Source organism: Hydrogenophaga sp., from assembly GCF_050250835.1.
Lineage (GTDB): Bacteria > Pseudomonadota > Gammaproteobacteria > Burkholderiales > Burkholderiaceae_C > Hydrogenophaga.
This window is the reverse complement of sequence record NZ_JBFWNX010000019.1, coordinates 17908-33912: the sequence shown is the minus strand read 5'-3', so window position 1 is coordinate 33912 and position 16005 is coordinate 17908. Positions and strand designations below refer to the sequence as shown.

The window sequence follows — 16005 nt, the reverse complement described above, 5'->3', positions numbered from 1 at the left end:
GCGCTGGGCCGGCGCGTCAGGGCGTCAGCACCACGGGCTCCAGCGCGTCCGACGCACCGCTGATGCGGCCGATGGCGGCGGTCTGCGGGTAGCCCGCGGCCTTGAGGGCCCGGATGCAGTCGGCCGCCCGGTCGGCCGGCACGCTGGCCAGCAGTCCACCGGCCGTCTGCGGGTCGAACAGCAGCGGGTAGCGCGGGTCGTTCACAAAGGCGTCGGCGTTGCGCAAGGCGCGGCGCAGCCGCACATTGGCCGGCTGCAGCGAGCTGACGATGCCGGCCTGCACACATTCCACGGCGCCGTCCAGCAAGGGCAGGGCGCTCAGCTGCAGTTCGGCGTCCACGCCCGAGGGGCGCGTCATTTCCACCAGATGCCCGAGCAAGCCGAAGCCGGTCAGGTCGGTGCAGGCGGTGGCGCCGTGCGCCCGCAGAATCTGAGCGCCGGCCTGGTTGGACACGACCATCGATGTCAGCGCCGCATCGATCCAGCGGCCTTTGGGGAAATGCCGCGCGTGGGCGGCGAACAGGGTGCCGGTGCCGATGGGTTTGGTCAGCAGCAGCACGTCACCGGGCAACATGCCACCCTTGCGCAGGACGCCTTCCATGCTGTCGTCGATCAGGCCGTTGATGGCGAAGCCCAGTGCCAGCTCGCGGCCTTCGCCGGTGTGGCCGCCGACCAGGGCGCAACCGGCGGCGTTGAGCACCTCGACCGCGCCGGTCATCATCTGCAACAGCAGGTCTTCGACCTTGGCTTCCAGGCCCGGCGGCACGTTGGCGACGGCGGTGGCGGACTGGGGCTCGGCGCCCATGGCGAAGATGTCGCCCAGGGCGTGGTTGGCCGCGACCTTGCCGAACAGGTAGGGGTCGTCGATGAAGCTGCGGAAGAAGTCCACCGTGTGCACCATCGCCTTGCCCGGCGGCACGCGCACCACGGCGGCGTCGTCGGGGGCGTGCAGACCGATCAGCACGTCGTCGCGCTCGACCGGCTGCAGGCTGCCCAGCGCGCGGCTCAGGATGCTGGCACCCACCTTGGCGCCGCAGCCGCCGCAGCGCATGGCGATGGCCGAGATGGCCTGGCGCGATTCTTCGGCGCTGAGCGCGAGGCTGGCCGGTGCGGCCGATGCCGCGGTACCGGGCGCCATGGCGGGCAGCTCGGTGAATTTGCGCATGAAGCGGCGGTCGATGCTGTCCTTCCAGGTCCAGACCCAGGCGCCAGCAAAGCCGAGCCAGCCGCGCGAGGCCACGGCGTAGCGGTCGCCGGTGGAGATCAGCGCCAGCCAGCTGCGTTGAGGGTGGTAGACCACCAGCGGCTGGCCACGCAAGGCCAGGCGCAGGTTTTTCACCAGCGGCGGGCCCATGCGCACCGCGAACACACCGGCCTTTTCCAGCGGACGGCGGCTGAACGAGGCCACGTCGCCCGCGGCGAAGATCTTCGGGTCGTCCAGCGTCTGGAGCCGGTCGTTGACCTGGATGAAGCCGTGTTCGTCCAGCGCCAGGCCGGTACTTTGCAGCCAGGCCGGTCCGCCGGCCTGGGTGACCCACATCGTTTCATCGGCGTCGAAGGTGCGGCCGTCCTGTGTGTGCAGGCAGCCGGGCGAGACCTGATTCACTTCCGCACGGGTGTGCACGGCCACATGGCGCTCCTTGAGCACGCGCACAAATCGGGCACGGACCCCGGGGTTGTGTGTCGGCAGCAGGGTGTCGCCCGCCGTGAGCAGCACAAAGTGCAGCAGGTCGGGGTTGCGGCCGAGTTTCTGCAGCTCGTTGCGCAGCCGGTACTGCATGGACAGCACCAGCTCCACCCCGCCCGCACCGCCGCCCACGACCGCGATCGTGAAACGGCGGTGCAACTCGCGCACGCGCGCCAGCAGGTGCAGCCAGCGCTGGTTGAACTGGGCGATGGGCTTGACCGGCACCGCGTGCGCCTGTGCGCCCTTGATCTGGCGCATGTTGGGCGTGGAGCCGGTGTTGATGGAGAGCAGGTCGTAGGGCACGGCAGGCCGGTCACGCAGCTGCACGCGCTGGTTGGCGCGGTCCAGACCTGTCACCTCGCCGTGGATGAAGCGCGCCCCGGCGAAGGCCGCCAGGCGGCCCAGGTCGATGTGCACATCGTCAAAGCGGTAGTGGCCCGAGATATAGCCCGGCAGCATGCCGGAGTAGGGCGTGTCGATGTCGGTGCAGATCAGCGTGATGCGCAGGCCGGGCTCGGGCTGCATGGCCAGCATGCGCAAGACGACCACGTGGCTGTGGCCACCGCCGACCAGGACCAGGTCGCGCAGGATGGGTTGTTCGGAGGCTTGCATGAAGGGTCAGTTGGATGGCGTTGGGGTGCCCTGGGTCGTCAAACCCAGCTGGACTTGTCGCTTGGGTCTGCGCATCAGACGATAAACCACCGGCACCACCAGCATGGACAGCAGCGGTGCGCTGAGCATGCCGCCCACCATCGGTGCGGCGATGCGCTGCATCACCTCGCTGCCCGCCCCCGCGCCCCAGAACAGGGGCAGCAGGCCGGCCACGATCACCGCCACCGTCATCGCCTTGGGCCGCACGCGCAATACCGCGCCTTCGCGGATCGCGTCGAGCAGGTCGGTGTCGGTGTCCAGCCCTTTGGCCAGCCGCGCGGCCCAGGCCTGCTTCAGGTACAGCAGCATGATCACGCCGAACTCGGCCGCCACGCCGGCCAGCGCGATGAAGCCGACCACGCTGGCCACCGACAGGTTGTGCCCCAGGGTCCAGAGCAGCCAGATGCCGCCAATGAGGGCGAAGGGCAGCGTGGCCATGATGAGCAGGGCTTCGTCGAGGCGGCGGAAGGTCAGGTAGAGCAGCAGGAAGATCACCAGCAGCGTGAACGGCACCACCAGCTTGAGCTGGGCGCTGGCGCGCTCCAGGAACTCGAACTGGCCCGACCACGACACCGAATAGCCAGCCGGCAAATTCACCTGCTCAGCCACTGCCTTTTGCATGTCCAGCACGGCGCCGCGCAGGTCGCGGTCGCGGATGTCCACATAGACGAACCCGGCCAGGCGTGCGTTTTCGCTGCGCAGCATGGGTGGACCGTCGGCGATGCTCAGGCGCGCCACGTCGGCCAGCACCAGACGCTGGCCGCGCGGTGTGACGATGGGCAGCTCGCGCAGTGCTGCGAGCGAGTCGCGCGCGTCGCGCGGGTAACGCAGGTTGATCGGATAACGCTGCAGCCCTTCCACGGTCTCGCCGATGTTCATGCCGCCCACCGCACCCGAGATCACGTCCTGCACGTCGGCGATGTTCAGACCGTAACGCGCCGCTTCGTCGCGGCGGATGTCGACGTCGATGTAGCGCCCACCGCTCAGGCGCTCGGCCAGCGCGCTGGTGACACCGGGCACGCCCTTGACCACCGTTTCAATCTGCTGCGTGAGGCGGTTGATGGTGGCGAGGTCGGCGCCGGCCACCTTCACCCCCACCGGGCTCTTGATCCCGGTGGCGAGCATGTCGATGCGGTTGCGGATCGGTGGCACCCAGATGTTGGCCAGGCCGGGCACGCGCACGGTGCGGTCGAGTTCGTCCACCAGTTTGTCTGGTGTCATGCCCGCGCGCCATTGCTCGCGCGGCTTGAACTGGATCGTGGTCTCGAACATCTCCAGCGGTGCCGGGTCGGTGGCGCTGTCGGCGCGGCCCGCCTTGCCGTACACGCTGGCCACCTCGGGCACGGTCTTGATCAGGCGGTCGGTCAGTTGCAGCAGTTCGGTGGCCTTGGCTGCCGACAGACCGGGCAGCGCGGTCGGCATGTAGAGCAGGTCGCCCTCGTCCATCGGCGGCATGAACTCGGCGCCGATGTGCTGTAGCGGCCAGACGCTCAAACCCAGCAGCACGGCGGCCACCAGCAGAGTGCGCTTCGGCCCCTTGAGAACGGCATCCAGCACCGGCCGGTACAGCGCGATGAGTCCGCGGTTGAGCGGGTTGGCGGTCTCTTCGGGAATGCGGCCGCGCACCAGGTAACCCATCAGCACCGGAATCAAGGTGACCGCCAGACCGGCGGCCGCCGCCATGGCGTAGGTCTTGGTGTAGGCCAGTGGCGCAAACAGCCGCCCCTCTTGCGCCTGCAGGGTGAACACCGGGATGAAGCTCAGGGTGATGATCAGCAGCGAGAAGAACAAGGCGGGGCCGACCTCCGCCGCCGCGTGGCCGATCACTTGCCAGCGCGGCTCGCCTTCGAGCGTCTCGCCCGGGTGTTCGTGCGCCCAGCGCTCCAGGTGCTTGTGGGCGTTTTCGATCATCACCACCGCCGCGTCCACCATGGCGCCAATGGCGATGGCGATGCCGCCGAGCGACATGATGTTGGCGTTCACGCCCTGCTGCTGCATCACGATGAAGGCCACCAGAATGCCCAGCGGCAGCGAAACGATGGCCACCAGGGCGCTGCGCAGGTGAAACAGGAACAGCGCGCACACCAGGGCGACCACACCAAACTCCTCCAGCAGCTTGATGCCCAGGTTGTTGGCAGCGCGCTGAATCAGGCCAGAGCGGTCATACACGGGCACGATTTCCACCCCCTCGGGCAGGCCACGCTGCAATTCGGCCAGCCGAACCTTGACCGCTTCAATGGTCTGCAAAGCGTTCTTGCCCGAACGCATGACCACCACCCCGCCGACCGCTTCGCCTTCGCCATTGAGCTCACCGATGCCGCGCCGCATTTCGGGCCCGATCTGCACGCGCGCCACGTCGCCCAGCCGCACCGACACACCGGCGTCGGTGGTCTTCAGCGGCAGCGCCCGGAAGTCGTCCAGGGTTTTCAGGTAGCCGTTGGCACGCACCGCGTATTCGGCCTCGCCAAGCTCCAGCACCGAGCCGCCGGCCTCCTGGTTGCCGCGCGCCACGGCATCACCCACCATCTGCTGCGTGATGCCGTAGGTCGCCAGTTTGTCTGGGTCGAGCACGATCTGGTGCTGGCGCACCATGCCGCCGATGCTGGCGACCTCGGCCACGTCGGGCACCGTCTTGAGTTCGAAGCGCAGGAACCAGTCCTGCAGCGAGCGCAGCTGGGCCAGGTCCTGCCGCCCGCTGCGGTCGATCAGCGCGTACTGGTAGATCCAGCCCACGCCTGTGGCGTCGGGGCCGAGTGACGATTTGGCCGTGGCCGGCAGCCGGGACTGCACCTGGTTCAGGTATTCGAGCACCCGCGAGCGCGCCCAGTACAGGTCCACGCCGTCGTCGAACAGCACGTAGACAAAGCTGTCCCCAAACATCGAGAACCCGCGCACCGCCTTGGCGCCGGGCACCGAGAGCATGGTGGTGGTCAGTGGGTAGGTGACCTGGTTTTCCACCAGCTGCGGCGCCTGCCCGGGCCAACTGGTGCGGATGATGACCTGGGTGTCCGACAGGTCGGGCAGCGCATCCAGAGGCGTGCGCAGCATCGACACCACGCCCCAGGCGGTGATCATCACCGTGGCCATCAGAACCAGGAAGCGGTTGGCGATGCTCCAGTGGATCAGGCGCGCGATCATCGTTTCGCTCCGGTGGCTGCGGTGCGGGGTTCGATGCGCGTGATCTGCGGCACGTCACCGTCGCGCATCTCAAATTCGATCTGGACCGACTGGCCTGCCGACAGATGCTTCGGCCGCTGGTCTGCTGGTGGCAACCGGAAATCCATGGTCATGGCCGGCCATTTGAGCGCCGGTATGGCCGGGTGATTCAGCGTGACGGTGTCGCCATCGACCGCCTTGACTTTGGCGGGCGTCTGGTGCGCGGTTGGCGATACGGCGCCAGCCTTCTCGGGCATCGCTGCCGCTTTGTCCATCGCAGCTTCTGTCGGAGGGCTCAGCCGCGCCAGAAAGCCGTTGAGGCTGGCTTCGGAGTCGATCAGGAACTGGCCCGAACGCACCACCTTTTGCCCCAACTGCAGACCTTGCAGAATCTCGGTCTGATCGCCCGCTTCGCGACCGGTGCGCACTTCGACCGGCGAGAAACGGCCGTCACCTTCAGCCAGCATCACCACGCTGCGCTGTCCGGTGTGGATCACCGCGTCGCTGGGCAGCAGCAAAACCTGCCTCGCATCGGGGTTGGCGAAGCGCATCTGCACAAACATGCCCGGCACCAGCCGGCCCTGGGGATTGGCGAGTTCCAGCCGTGCCTTGATCGTGCGTGTGGCCGGGTCGACCGAGGGCAGCAGCGCCTGCAGGCGCCCGGTGAAGGTCTGGCCTGGGGCGGCCGGGCTGGTGGCGCTGACGGATGCGCCGGTGGTGAGCTGGGCGGCCTGGCTCTCGGGCACCTGGCCTTCGGCCCAGACGGTGCCCGTGCCCTGCAGCCGCAGCAGGGCCATGCCTGGCATCACGGTTGCGCCTTCGCTCACCATCAGTTCCGTGACGACGCCATCCAGGGGTGCGGTCAGCGTGAAACGGGGCTGCAGGCTGCCGCTGTTCACCACACGATCAATCTGCACCGGGCTCATGCCCGCCTGGCGCATGCGCTGTGCAGCGGCATCGCGCAGGGACACCAACTGGGGGTCTTGTTCGGCCATGCGGGCCACGGCCAGATACTCTTCCTGCGCCGCCACCCAGCTGGGCACGTAGATGTCGGCCAATGGTGCACCCTTTGCAACCCGGTCCTGCGCGGCGCGCACGTGCAGGCGTTCGACAAAACCCAGCGCCCGAGCGCTGACCAGCACCTGGTCGCGTTCGTTCCAGGCCACGTTGCCGACCACCGACACCGCGCTGTCGAGCTGGCCTTCGGTCACTGCCACCGTGCGCAGCCCGAGGTTTTGTTGCACGCGGGCACTCACGCTGACGCCACCGGTGTCGGCAGCACCGCCGCCGGCGTAGCGGGGCACCAGCAGCATGTCCATGAAGGGTGATTTGCCCGGCGCGTCGAAGTTCTTGCCTGGGACCATGGGGTCGTGGTAATTCAGGATTTTCAGCCCCGTCATCGGGTCCACATCCCCGGCCTTGAGGCCCTCGCGCATGTGGCGTTCGGTGGCCTCGAAGCCTTGCGTGATCGTCCAGCCGCTGGGGTCTTGTGTGGAAGGGGTGGCCGCGCCGGCGTCGGCGGGTGCTCCCTGGGGTGTTGCCATGGACATGCCGGCATTCATGCCAACGGTCCAGGCGCCGTAGCCGACGGCGGTCAAGGTGGCCAGGGCGACAGCCGTCAGCCCGATCCAGGTGGATGTTTTCATGGTGTCATTCCTTTGTGGTGGCGGTCGGGTCGACGGGTGCAGCACCTGGGGGTGAAGCGACAGGCAGGAGGTATTCGAGCCGGGCCCACAGGCGCGCGGTCGAGAGCTGCAAGTCGACGCGCTCCATCTCCAGGGCCAGGGCCATGCGGCGCGCCGCGAGTACATCGCCCAGCCGGGCGTTGCCGCCGCGGTAGGCCGCCTGCGCCAGGTCCACGCGCTGGCGCGCCAATGGCAAACGCGCGCTGTCGATCAGTGCCGATTGCTCCAGACCGGCCTGCAAGGCCGCCAGCCAGCGCTCGGTCTCGGCGAGCGCCCCGCGCGAGCGCTCTTCGCGCTCGGCCTGCAGTTCGTCCACGCGCGCCAGGCGCGCGGCCAGCACACGGTCCTGGCGCTGCGCACGGTCCCATTGCAGCGGCACCGACACCGCGAGCGAAACCATGTTGTCGAAGCGCGGGCGGCGGTGGCTGAACATCAGCTCGCCGCTCCAGTCGGGCTGGCGATCCTGTCGGGCCAGCTCGGCGTCGGCCTCGGCGGCGGCCAGGCGCGCGCTCGCCAAGGCCAGGTCCGGGTGTTGCTGCAGGTGGGGCGCGAAGCCCGTGGCCGACAGTGCCAAGGGCGCCAGCGCGGGCGCATCACCCAAGGGCCGGTCGGGCGTCTCACCCGTCCAGCGGGCCAGCGCCTGGCGTGCGTTGACCAGGCTGGCCTCAGCGCCCAGCAGGGCTTGCTGCGCCTGGGCGACCGCGTCGCGCGCATTCAGCCAGTCCACCGAGGCGCTGTTGGCGCCAGCGGGCAGAGCGCCGCGGGTGGCCGCTTCGGCGGCCTGGAGCTGCAGGCGGTTTTCGTTCAGCTGCGCCCGCAGCAGGGCGACGCGCTTCTCCTGCGCTTGCCGTTCAAACCAGGCGATGGCCGTGTCTCGCCGCAGGTTGGCCGCGCGCACCGCCCGCGTGGCCAGGGCTACCTCGGCTTCGCGCTCCAGGCGCTGCGAACGAGCCTGGCGCTTGCTCTCGGCGGGGAACGCTTGCATCAAAGAGACGGCCTTGCTGGTCATGGGCTCGGCCGATGTGCTGAAGCGGTTGTCGCCTTCGATGGGCAAGCTGTTGATCGAGAACCGCAGCACCGGGTCCGGGCGCTGACCCGCTGCCACGGCGGCTTCGCGTGCCGAGCGGGCCGCAGCGTCCTGCGCGCTCAGTGCCTGGGAGCGCACCTGTGCCGCGTGCACGGCGGCCTGCAGGCTCAGGGGTTCAGCGCCCGATGCCCAGCCGGGTGCGGCCAGGCAGAGCGCAACGGCCAGCGGGATGAAGGGTGATTTCGAGCGCCGACCGCGAACGACCGGATACACGGTGCGGCCTGCGGCCGCAAAAGGGGATGGCATGTCTCTGCTCCATGAGGAATGAACCCGGCCGCCTGCAGCAACATGCACGCGGCCACGACGCAGACGGCGCCGCATGGCGGCGCACGGTCCGGATCAACGGAGTCAGAGAAGGGTGGGAGGGCGCCAGACGCTGGCGGAGGCGCCCAATGAAGGAGCAGAGGTGAAGAACGCTGGAACAGCGGCCGCTGGCAAGGGGTACACGGCGGCCTGGGCCGGGGCCACGAACCCACCGGTGGGCGTTTGGCATTCTTGCCCGGTCTTGCAGAGCTTGCCGGTCAAGGCGGCGGTGGCGGCGTCGTTGCAACAGTCGCCGGATGCAACAGGCATGTCGCCATGGCCTGCTGACGCATGCATCGCCATCGTGGCCGCCATCGGGCACGGTGCTGGCTCACCCCGGCCTGCAGCCCATCCCTGCAAGGGAATGGCCAGGCACAGCAGCAGGGCGAGAAGGAAACGCATGTTCGGGATTCTAGGCGGGTGACACCGGCTCTGTGGCAATCGGTTGTTGATGCCGATCAAGCGCCGTTGCAGCAACCATCGGTATTGGCCTGTATCGGCGGGCAGGGAACCGAACCATAGGAGCAGTACACGCAGCAGTCGCCGGGCAGGGGCTTGAGCACCTCATGACACTGTTCGCATTCGTAGAACCATTGGCAGGCATCGATGGGCATGGTTTCGGTTTTGCCGTGTCCGCAATGGGGACAGGTGAGCATCGAGATCAGTTCGACCGCGCTCATGGTTGGCGCCCGGACAAGGTGGAGGGGTATCCCGCTTGCGCGGTCGCTCGCGTCAGCGCTTCAACCGTGGTGCGTGCGTTGTCATACGTCACCGTGGCTTCGCGCCGCTCGTAGCTCACCAGGGCCTGGCTCACACCTGTGACCTGTGTCAGCGCCTTCTTGATGGTGATGGGGCAGACCGGGCAGTCCATGGTGGGAATGGACAGGGTGACGGTTTGTGGCGCTGCGATACCCGGTCCTGCCGCCAGGCACAGTACCAGCGTGATCCCAATCTTGGTCATTGGAGGGGCCTTTCAGTAAAACCAGTGGGCGATGAACGGGAATACCAACGCGATGGTGAGCAGGGCGACCACCGCGGCAAACAACAGCCTGTAAACGCGCTTGACGGCTGGACGGGCACACACCTGGCCTGGCAAGCAAACCGCGGCAGGGCGCCAGATGCGACGCCATGCGAGCACGAGCGCCACCACTGCGGCGGCCAGAAACACCGGCTGCATCGGCCCGAGCTGGCTCAACCGGCTGATCCAGGCACCGGAGACGCCGAGGGTGATCAGCACCAAGGGGCCGAGACAGCAGGCCGATGCGAACAAGGCCGCGAGGCCTCCGGTCAGCAGAGCCCACAGGCCGGACTTTTCTTGTGATGTGCTGGGGTGATCGGTATTCATGGCGTAAGCTTAAGGCTGTACTCAAGTACGGAGTCAAGTGCCATGCGAGCTGTTTCCCCGGTCTTCACCATCGGCGTCCTGGCGGAGGCGGCCGGGGTCAACCTGGAGACCATCCGCTTCTACCAACGCAAAGGTCTGATGCCCGAACCTGCGCGGCCTCAGGGTGGAGTTCGGCGCTACGGCGATGCTGATCTGGCGCGGGTGCGCTTCATCAAATCCGCGCAACGCCTGGGTTTCAGCCTGGACGAGGTGGCGGAACTGCTCAAGCTGGAAGATGGATCGCATTGTGGCGAGGCACGCGAACAGGGCGAGCGCAAGCTGGCCGATGTGCGCGCCCGTCTCGCAGACCTGCAGCGCATCGAGCAGGTGCTGGCCGATCTGGTGGCGCGCTGCGGATCGACGCGTGGGCGTGTGCGTTGCCCGTTGATCGCATCGATCCGGGACGGGCAGGCCTGAACAGCGAAACGCAGTTTGTGCTGTTGACATTTACCGACTGGCCAGCGTGCTGACCGGACCAACCTCGTCGGCACCGGGTTGCCATTGAAGACTGTGAAAGTCAAAGCCCTGCGCCAGCGTCGGCTTGACCACGGCGAAGTAGGGTGACACGTCGAAGTCCCGGGGCGCAAACAGGCTGTGGTGGCGCAGCTGCAGGATCTCTTCCACGCAGGCGGGGCAGTCCGGGCTGTCGCGGCTGGTGGTGCTGACCAGCGGCAGGATGGGGTAGCGGATCGACTGGAAGGCCTGGGCGATCAGGGTCGAGCAGATGGCGCGGGTCGGGTCGCCGCTGCCCAGCGACAGCATGCGTCGGCGAAAGCGCTGTGGCACGGGTGGCGTGGGCAACAGGTAGCGGGCGAGGTCCCACACGTTGCGCAGGTCGTACTGGTGGCCCAGACGCGCAATCACGTAGCCCACGACCTGTGTGATCTCTTCGGCCCGCAGTTCGACCGGTCGGCAGATGCGGGTGTGATAGGCCTCAAACAGCGCGGCCCCCACCGTGCGCACCCCGTCACTCACATCGGCTTCCACGAAACAATGTCCGGGTGGGGCGCCGGTGCCGACCAGTGCCTCGCTGCCCACGTACAAGGCCGCGTGCGACCAGGTCGATTGTGTGAGGTATTTGATGGCGGTGCTGAAGCGGCTGTGGCCCTCCACCAGCAGCACATCGCCCGGTTGCAGGGTCGCCAGCAGCCGGTCCGCCCGGGTGGGCGGCGCGCTGCCATGCTGGTGCACCTCGGCGGAGAGGTAACGGGCCAGTTGCGAGCCGAACCAGCCAGACACCGTGCCCATGATCGGCTCCGGCTTGTTGGTCGGGTCAGCCGGCGCAGCGCTTGGCAATCCAGGCGTCGATCGACAGCTTGCCCGGGCCGTGGACCATGAGGTAGAGCAACACGGCGGCCCAGGTGCCGTGGGTGGCGTAGGCGTCGGGGTAGACGAAGAGCTGGATCACCATCGTCATGCCCAGCAGGCCCAGCGCCGACAGGCGGGTGGCCAGGCCGAGCAGGATGAAGATGGGCAGGATGTGTTCGCCCAGCGCGGCCATCGTCGCGCCCAGTTCTGGCGACAGGATGGGCAATTTGTATTCTTCCTTGAACAGGAACACGGCGTTGTCGGACAGTCGGGGCATGCCCAGCGTGAACTCGCCGCTGACGATGTCGATGGCCAGGCCTTCGATCTTGGTCTGGCCCGATTTCCAGAACACGGCGGCGATGGAGAAGCGGGCGATGAAGGCCAGCAGCGTGTTGGGCAGGTGGCCCATCATGCCGTGCACGGTGCGCAGCAGCGCGCTCAGGCGCGACATCAGGCCGTTGGTGTCGGTACCTTGGGAAGTGGTGAGGGTGTTCATGGCGGTCTCCTGGGTTGTTGTGGCTGAAAGAGGTTGTGAGTGGCGAAACGGGGTCTGTGCCGGTGTTCAGTGCGGGTGCCGGGCGCCGACCAGCAACCCGTGGCGGATCAGCACGGCCATGGCCTGCGCGGGGTCGAAAGCGGGGTCGGCGCTCAAGGCCTGGGCGATGGCTGCGCCGAAGGGGGCGTTGTCAAGCAGGCCGGCTGTCAGGGCGGCCAAGCCGGCATCGGCCTGCAGCACCATCACGTTCAGCACGCTGCGAAACACCAGGGCCGATTCGGCCCGTGTGGTGTCAATGTGTTCCAGCGCCAGGCCGCTGTCGGCCTGGTGGGCAGCCCAGAGCGAGACGGCCGCATGAGGCGAGCGCAGCAGGTGCAGGCTCGGATGCGGTTGCCAATGCACCTGAGGCAAGCTCGCGGCGTCACCCAGCAGCATGGCGATGGCGGCGGGCTCCATGGCGCTGGCGTCGGCCGCATGCAGGGCCTGCAGGCGTTGCCATTCGAGTTGTGCCACATCGGCCAGGTAGGGCAGACCGGTGGCGGGCGGAAACTGGGCGATGAACCCCGGCAGCGCCTGGCCGTAGTGCGCGAGCACGCGGGTGCGGGGCGGGTGGGCGCGCACAAAGACCTGGGCCATGGCGCGGAAGAAGTCTTCTCCCACCAGTTCTTGCGTCACCGGGAAGGTGTGGGCCAGCGCGTCCACCAGCGAGACCAGCACGTTGTTGCGGTACACCGCCAAGCGCTTGGAGGGATCGCTGTGGTTCCAGGTGGTGAGGCCTGCGGGTGGTGATTGCGAGGGATCCAGCAGGGACTGCGCCCAGGTGTGTTGCACGCTCATGCAACCTCCTGTGCCGCCGCGTAGCGGGTTTTGGTCCGGGGGCAAGGTTTGGCGCGGCCGGTGGCGGGGGCGATGGCCGACAAGTGCATGTCGGCCAAGCGAGCCTCCTGACGCAGCACCTCGAAGGAAGGGAGATCGTTGTCTCGCTCGATCAATGTCGGCAACGGTCCAGTGATCGCCAGCGCGGCGTCGTACAGGGCCCAGACCGCCTCGGCCACCGGCGTGCCGTGGGTGTCAATCAGCAGGCGGTCGCCGGCGGCGTCGAGGTCTTCGGCAAACCCCGCGAGGTGGATTTCGCCCGCGGCATGGCAGGGCAGTTCGCACAGGCTGCGTCGGGGGTCGCGCCCGTGGTTGACGCTGGAGACATACACGTTGTTGACATCGAGCAGCAGGCCGCAGCCGGTGCGGTGGATCACTTCGCGCAGGAAGTCGCCTTCGCTCCAGGTCGAGCTGATGAACTCGACGTAGGTGGACGGGTTCTCCAGCAGCAGGGCGCGCCCGAGGCGGCTTTGCACCTGGTCGATGTGTTCGCACACGCGTTGCAGCGTGGGCAGGTTGTAGGGCAGGGGCAGCAGGTCGTTGAAGAACACGCCGCCGTGGCTGGACCAAGCAAGGTGTTCGGAGAAAACGGCGGGCTGGAAGCGCTCCAGCAGGCAGGCCACGGCGTCCAGGTGGGTGGTATCGAGCGGGTCTTCGCCGCCGATGGACAGGCCCACGCCGTGGATGCTCAGTGGATAGCTTTCACGAATGCGGGTGAGGTGTTGCAGCAGCGGGCCACCGGCCACGAGGTAGTTTTCCGCATGCACCTCGAAGAAGCCGACATCGGGCTGGTGCTCGTGAATGTGCGTGAAATGTTCGGGCTTGAGGCCCAGCCCCGCCCGATGCGGCAGGGGCCAGCGATCGGGTGGGCTGTGGTCCGTCAGCGTGATCGGCGGAACGCAGGCGGTGGTCGAGGCAGCGCGGTGGCTCATGGCGTCGGCTCCTGGTTCTGGTGTCCGTCGTTCACGCGAAGCGATCAGGCCTTCTCTTTGAATTCCTTGAGCTGGCCGAACCCGGTGGGCGACTTGGGCGATGCGGTCTTCTCGCAGCTGCCCTTGGGCACCAGCGACCAGGCGTTGCCCTGGTAGTCCACCTTGGATGTTCCGGCGCAGGTGGTGCCGGGGCCGGCAGCGCAGTCGTTCTTGCCTTTGAGGGCGACGCCGAAGCACTTCTCCTTGTCGGCGCTCTGGGCGACGGCCGGGCTGGCGGCCAGCGTGAGGGCGGCGCCCATGGCGAGGGCAAGGGCTGCGCCCGAGGCGATCTGGGCGGCGTTGCGGCGGGTGATGCTGTAGCTCATGGTGTTCTCCTGAAAGGGATTGAGGTTGGAAGGTGCTCGCCCACAAGATGAGCTTGCAGGGATGTAGTCGCCTCCGTTTGGGCGATCCTTACACCGAGTCGCCGAAGTTTTCTTTCAGCGCACACGGGTGATGAGACTTGGTGATGGGAGACGGCTGAACCGTGTAATGAATAACGCGCGCTCGGCGACCAAGTCTGTCAACACACATGGAGTTCGGGTATGGGTTGCAAGCTATTTCGGTGGACGCCGCTGTGCGCTGCGCCCGGACGCCGGGCGTTCTGTACGAGAATCGCGGCCAGCGTCTGCGCGCCTGTACAGGGCGTCAGACACCACCCTACATATGGAGCCGTTGATGCAAAGGTTTTTAGGCACGGTGTTTTCACGGCCCATCGTGGTGGGCGCGCTGCGTGTTTCGCTGGTCGTGGGCTGTGTGCTCAACCTGATCAACCAGGGCGAGGCGTTTTTCTCGGGCGGACCCATCGCCTGGGGACACGTGTTACTGAATTTCCTGGTGCCCTACGCGGTGTCCAGTTACAGCGCAGCGCGCAATCAACTGTCGAACAAGGCTGCACCATGAGCGCCAGCAAGACAAAGGCAGCCGATGTGCAGGACGGCGCGTCTCAGGCTCAGGAGATTGATCCGGCCGAGCTGAGCGCGCTGCGGGGCAAGATGGTCAAGTTCGCTTCTCTTCAGCTGGGGGACCCGCAACTGGCCGAAGACGCGGTGCAGGAGGCCCTGATGGGTGCTTTCAGGAACACCGCGGCCTACGCTGGCAAGGCCAGTCTCAAGACCTGGGTTTTCGCTATCCTGAAGAACAAGATCACCGACATCCTGCGGCTGCGCCAGCGGCAGCGCGAGGTTTCGATCCACCAGCCGGTGGGCGATGCCGACGAAGAGGCCGACCTCTCCGAGCTGTTCAATGGCCGGGGCATGTGGGAGGCAGACGAGCGCCCCGCGACCTGGGGCAATCCGACCGAAACCCTGCACGACAAGCAGTTCTGGAAGGTGTTCGAGCTGTGCCTGGAGGGGCTGCCAGGCCAACAAGCCAAGGTGTTCATGATGCGTGAATACGTGGGCCTGGAGTCGCGCGAGATCTGCAGCGAGGTGGGCATCACCCCGACCAACCTCAATGTGATGCTGCACCGTGCGCGCCTGCGTCTGCGGGAGTGTCTGGAAGACCGCTGGTTTGCCCGGGGAGGTGCAACATGCTGAATTGCCGCGAAGTGACCCGCCTGGTGTCCGAATCCCAGGAGCGCAAGCTCTCGGTTGTCGAGAAGATGTCGCTCAACCTGCACCTGATGATGTGCGACGGCTGCAAGAACTTCAGCTTGCAGGTGCCTTTTCTACGCAAGGCCATGAAGGCCTATTCAGAGCGCCTGGACGAGGTGATCGAAGAACCTGGCACCGCAAACACCCAGAACCACGAAAGCAAGCACCCATGAGCTTCTTCAAATCACTGCCCGAGGACGCGGGCGTTCGCCACATCCTGACGCTCAATCCGAGAGCGGGCCGGGCCCTGGTCGAGTTCCACACCGCCGCGTTGCGCAACGAGGGGCTGCTGGAGCCGCGCCACAAAGAACTGATCGCCGCTTACGTCTCCGGACTCAATGCCTGCCAGTACTGTTTTGGCGTGCACGCCGAGACGGCCAGGGCGTTCGGGCTGGAAGCCGGGGTGCTGGAGCGTCTGCTGACCGACATTGACAGCGCCGACGTGGACGAGCGGCTCAAGCCGCTGCTGCGCTACGCGCGCAAGCTCACGCTGGAGCCCTCGCGCATGACCGAAGCCGATGCGCAGGCAGTGTTTGCCGCCGGTTGGAGCGAAGCCGCCCTGCACGATGCCGTGCTCACAGTGTGCCTGTTCAACTTCATGAACCGGCTGCTGGAAGGGCATGGGGTGAAGGGTTCGCCCGAGGTGTTTGTCGCCCGCGGGCAGGGCCTCAAGGACACGGGCTATGCGCCCTTGTTGGCCTTCCTGGATGCAGCATCCCAGGCGCCAGATGGCACTTGACTTGACCCGCAATGGATACGAATGGTGCCTGATGTTGATGGTTGATTGACCGGACGTACCATCTGAA

At 67.0% G+C, this 16005-nt stretch carries 18 protein-coding genes; 5 read left to right on the top strand and 13 right to left on the bottom strand.

What is annotated here, in order from left to right:
• Positions 1-16: 16 nt before the first annotated feature.
• From selD to merT, 8 genes are all read right to left on the bottom strand, one after another.
• Complete coding sequence (gene selD, locus AB7F11_RS18835; protein WP_428290497.1) at positions 17-2299, bottom strand: selenide, water dikinase SelD; 2283 nt, start codon at positions 2297-2299, stop codon at positions 17-19.
• Positions 2300-2305: 6 nt separating this feature from the next.
• A complete protein-coding gene (locus AB7F11_RS18830) occupies positions 2306-5476 on the bottom strand; it encodes an efflux RND transporter permease subunit (RefSeq protein ID WP_428290498.1) in 3171 nt (1056 codons plus the stop codon).
• The gene (locus AB7F11_RS18825) at positions 5473-7140 is read right to left on the bottom strand and encodes an efflux RND transporter periplasmic adaptor subunit (protein WP_428290499.1); all 1668 of its coding nucleotides are present in this window, start codon (positions 7138-7140) and stop codon (positions 5473-5475) included. The genes AB7F11_RS18830 and AB7F11_RS18825 overlap by 4 nt, the downstream gene beginning before the upstream one ends.
• Positions 7141-7144: 4 nt before the next feature.
• Positions 7145-8512 (bottom strand): TolC family protein, encoded by a 1368-nt coding sequence (locus AB7F11_RS18820; RefSeq protein ID WP_428290500.1) that lies wholly within the window; start codon positions 8510-8512, stop codon positions 7145-7147.
• Positions 8513-8614: 102 nt separating this feature from the next.
• Positions 8615-8971 (bottom strand): hypothetical protein, encoded by a 357-nt coding sequence (locus tag AB7F11_RS18815; protein ID WP_428290501.1) that lies wholly within the window; start codon positions 8969-8971, stop codon positions 8615-8617.
• Positions 8972-9027: 56 nt separating this feature from the next.
• Entirely contained in the window at positions 9028-9249 is a 222-nt protein-coding gene (locus tag AB7F11_RS18810) for a GDCCVxC domain-containing (seleno)protein (protein ID WP_428290502.1), read from the bottom strand.
• Entirely contained in the window at positions 9246-9530 is a 285-nt protein-coding gene (gene merP / locus AB7F11_RS18805) for a mercury resistance system periplasmic binding protein MerP (RefSeq protein WP_428290503.1), read from the bottom strand. The genes AB7F11_RS18810 and merP overlap by 4 nt, the downstream gene beginning before the upstream one ends.
• 12 nt (positions 9531-9542) lie before the next feature.
• Positions 9543-9914: a mercuric ion transporter MerT gene (gene merT / locus AB7F11_RS18800; RefSeq protein ID WP_428290504.1), complete on the bottom strand. Its 372-nt coding sequence runs from the start codon at positions 9912-9914 to the stop codon at positions 9543-9545.
• 42 nt (positions 9915-9956) lie between these two features.
• On the opposite strand from merT, the gene merR reads away from it, so the two are divergent.
• Entirely contained in the window at positions 9957-10370 is a 414-nt protein-coding gene (merR, locus tag AB7F11_RS18795; RefSeq protein WP_428290505.1) for an Hg(II)-responsive transcriptional regulator, read from the top strand.
• A 30-nt stretch (positions 10371-10400) separates the two neighbouring features.
• Here merR and AB7F11_RS18790 read toward each other — a convergent pair whose 3' ends face one another.
• The 5 genes from AB7F11_RS18790 to AB7F11_RS18770 form a co-directional block, all read right to left on the bottom strand.
• Positions 10401-11201, bottom strand: a complete 801-nt coding sequence (locus tag AB7F11_RS18790) for a YiiX/YebB-like N1pC/P60 family cysteine hydrolase (RefSeq protein ID WP_428290506.1) — start codon at positions 11199-11201, stop codon at positions 10401-10403.
• A gap of 25 nt (positions 11202-11226) precedes the next feature.
• A complete protein-coding gene (locus tag AB7F11_RS18785; RefSeq protein ID WP_428290532.1) occupies positions 11227-11712 on the bottom strand; it encodes a DoxX family protein in 486 nt (161 codons plus the stop codon).
• Between the two features lie 111 nt (positions 11713-11823).
• Entirely contained in the window at positions 11824-12594 is a 771-nt protein-coding gene (locus AB7F11_RS18780; protein WP_428290507.1) for a DNA-binding domain-containing protein, read from the bottom strand.
• Complete coding sequence (locus AB7F11_RS18775) at positions 12591-13565, bottom strand: DUF692 domain-containing protein (protein WP_428290508.1); 975 nt, start codon at positions 13563-13565, stop codon at positions 12591-12593. Before AB7F11_RS18775 ends, AB7F11_RS18780 begins: the two co-directional genes overlap by 4 nt.
• Before the next feature lie 44 nt (positions 13566-13609).
• Entirely contained in the window at positions 13610-13930 is a 321-nt protein-coding gene (locus tag AB7F11_RS18770; protein ID WP_428290509.1) for a DUF2282 domain-containing protein, read from the bottom strand.
• A gap of 352 nt (positions 13931-14282) precedes the next feature.
• Between AB7F11_RS18770 and nrtS the strand changes: the two genes are divergently transcribed.
• From nrtS to AB7F11_RS18750, 4 genes are read left to right on the top strand one after another with little or no spacing between them, the layout of a single operon-like run.
• A complete protein-coding gene (gene nrtS, locus AB7F11_RS18765) occupies positions 14283-14507 on the top strand; it encodes a nitrate/nitrite transporter NrtS (protein ID WP_428290510.1) in 225 nt (74 codons plus the stop codon).
• On the top strand, positions 14504-15142 hold the full coding sequence (locus tag AB7F11_RS18760; RefSeq protein ID WP_428290511.1) for a sigma-70 family RNA polymerase sigma factor: 639 nt from the start codon (positions 14504-14506) through the stop codon (positions 15140-15142). Before nrtS ends, AB7F11_RS18760 begins: the two co-directional genes overlap by 4 nt.
• Positions 15136-15372 (top strand): zf-HC2 domain-containing protein, encoded by a 237-nt coding sequence (locus AB7F11_RS18755; RefSeq protein WP_428290512.1) that lies wholly within the window; start codon positions 15136-15138, stop codon positions 15370-15372. The genes AB7F11_RS18760 and AB7F11_RS18755 overlap by 7 nt, the downstream gene beginning before the upstream one ends.
• Positions 15369-15938 carry a carboxymuconolactone decarboxylase family protein gene (locus AB7F11_RS18750; RefSeq protein WP_428290513.1) on the top strand — a complete coding sequence of 190 codons (570 nt, stop codon included), beginning with the start codon at positions 15369-15371 and terminating at the stop codon, positions 15936-15938. The genes AB7F11_RS18755 and AB7F11_RS18750 overlap by 4 nt, the downstream gene beginning before the upstream one ends.
• Positions 15939-16005: the final 67 nt, after the last annotated feature.

Excerpts from the sequence above, each read along its gene's own strand:
- selD (WP_428290497.1), bottom strand. The coding sequence starts at position 2,299 with ATGCAAGCCTCCGAACAACCCATCCTGCGCGACCTGGTCCTGGTCGGC.
- AB7F11_RS18830 (WP_428290498.1), bottom strand. The coding sequence starts at position 5,476 with ATGATCGCGCGCCTGATCCACTGGAGCATCGCCAACCGCTTCCTGGTT.
- AB7F11_RS18825 (WP_428290499.1), bottom strand. The coding sequence starts at position 7,140 with ATGAAAACATCCACCTGGATCGGGCTGACGGCTGTCGCCCTGGCCACC.
- AB7F11_RS18820 (WP_428290500.1), bottom strand. The coding sequence starts at position 8,512 with ATGCCATCCCCTTTTGCGGCCGCAGGCCGCACCGTGTATCCGGTCGTT.
- AB7F11_RS18815 (WP_428290501.1), bottom strand. The coding sequence starts at position 8,971 with ATGCGTTTCCTTCTCGCCCTGCTGCTGTGCCTGGCCATTCCCTTGCAG.
- AB7F11_RS18810 (WP_428290502.1), bottom strand. The coding sequence starts at position 9,249 with ATGAGCGCGGTCGAACTGATCTCGATGCTCACCTGTCCCCATTGCGGA.
- merP (WP_428290503.1), bottom strand. The coding sequence starts at position 9,530 with ATGACCAAGATTGGGATCACGCTGGTACTGTGCCTGGCGGCAGGACCG.
- merT (WP_428290504.1), bottom strand. The coding sequence starts at position 9,914 with ATGAATACCGATCACCCCAGCACATCACAAGAAAAGTCCGGCCTGTGG.
- merR (WP_428290505.1), top strand. The coding sequence starts at position 9,957 with ATGCGAGCTGTTTCCCCGGTCTTCACCATCGGCGTCCTGGCGGAGGCG.
- AB7F11_RS18790 (WP_428290506.1), bottom strand. The coding sequence starts at position 11,201 with ATGGGCACGGTGTCTGGCTGGTTCGGCTCGCAACTGGCCCGTTACCTC.
- AB7F11_RS18785 (WP_428290532.1), bottom strand. The coding sequence starts at position 11,712 with ATGTCGCGCCTGAGCGCGCTGCTGCGCACCGTGCACGGCATGATGGGC.
- AB7F11_RS18780 (WP_428290507.1), bottom strand. The coding sequence starts at position 12,594 with ATGAGCGTGCAACACACCTGGGCGCAGTCCCTGCTGGATCCCTCGCAA.
- AB7F11_RS18775 (WP_428290508.1), bottom strand. The coding sequence starts at position 13,565 with ATGAGCCACCGCGCTGCCTCGACCACCGCCTGCGTTCCGCCGATCACG.
- AB7F11_RS18770 (WP_428290509.1), bottom strand. The coding sequence starts at position 13,930 with ATGAGCTACAGCATCACCCGCCGCAACGCCGCCCAGATCGCCTCGGGC.
- nrtS (WP_428290510.1), top strand. The coding sequence starts at position 14,283 with ATGCAAAGGTTTTTAGGCACGGTGTTTTCACGGCCCATCGTGGTGGGC.
- AB7F11_RS18760 (WP_428290511.1), top strand. The coding sequence starts at position 14,504 with ATGAGCGCCAGCAAGACAAAGGCAGCCGATGTGCAGGACGGCGCGTCT.
- AB7F11_RS18755 (WP_428290512.1), top strand. The coding sequence starts at position 15,136 with ATGCTGAATTGCCGCGAAGTGACCCGCCTGGTGTCCGAATCCCAGGAG.
- AB7F11_RS18750 (WP_428290513.1), top strand. The coding sequence starts at position 15,369 with ATGAGCTTCTTCAAATCACTGCCCGAGGACGCGGGCGTTCGCCACATC.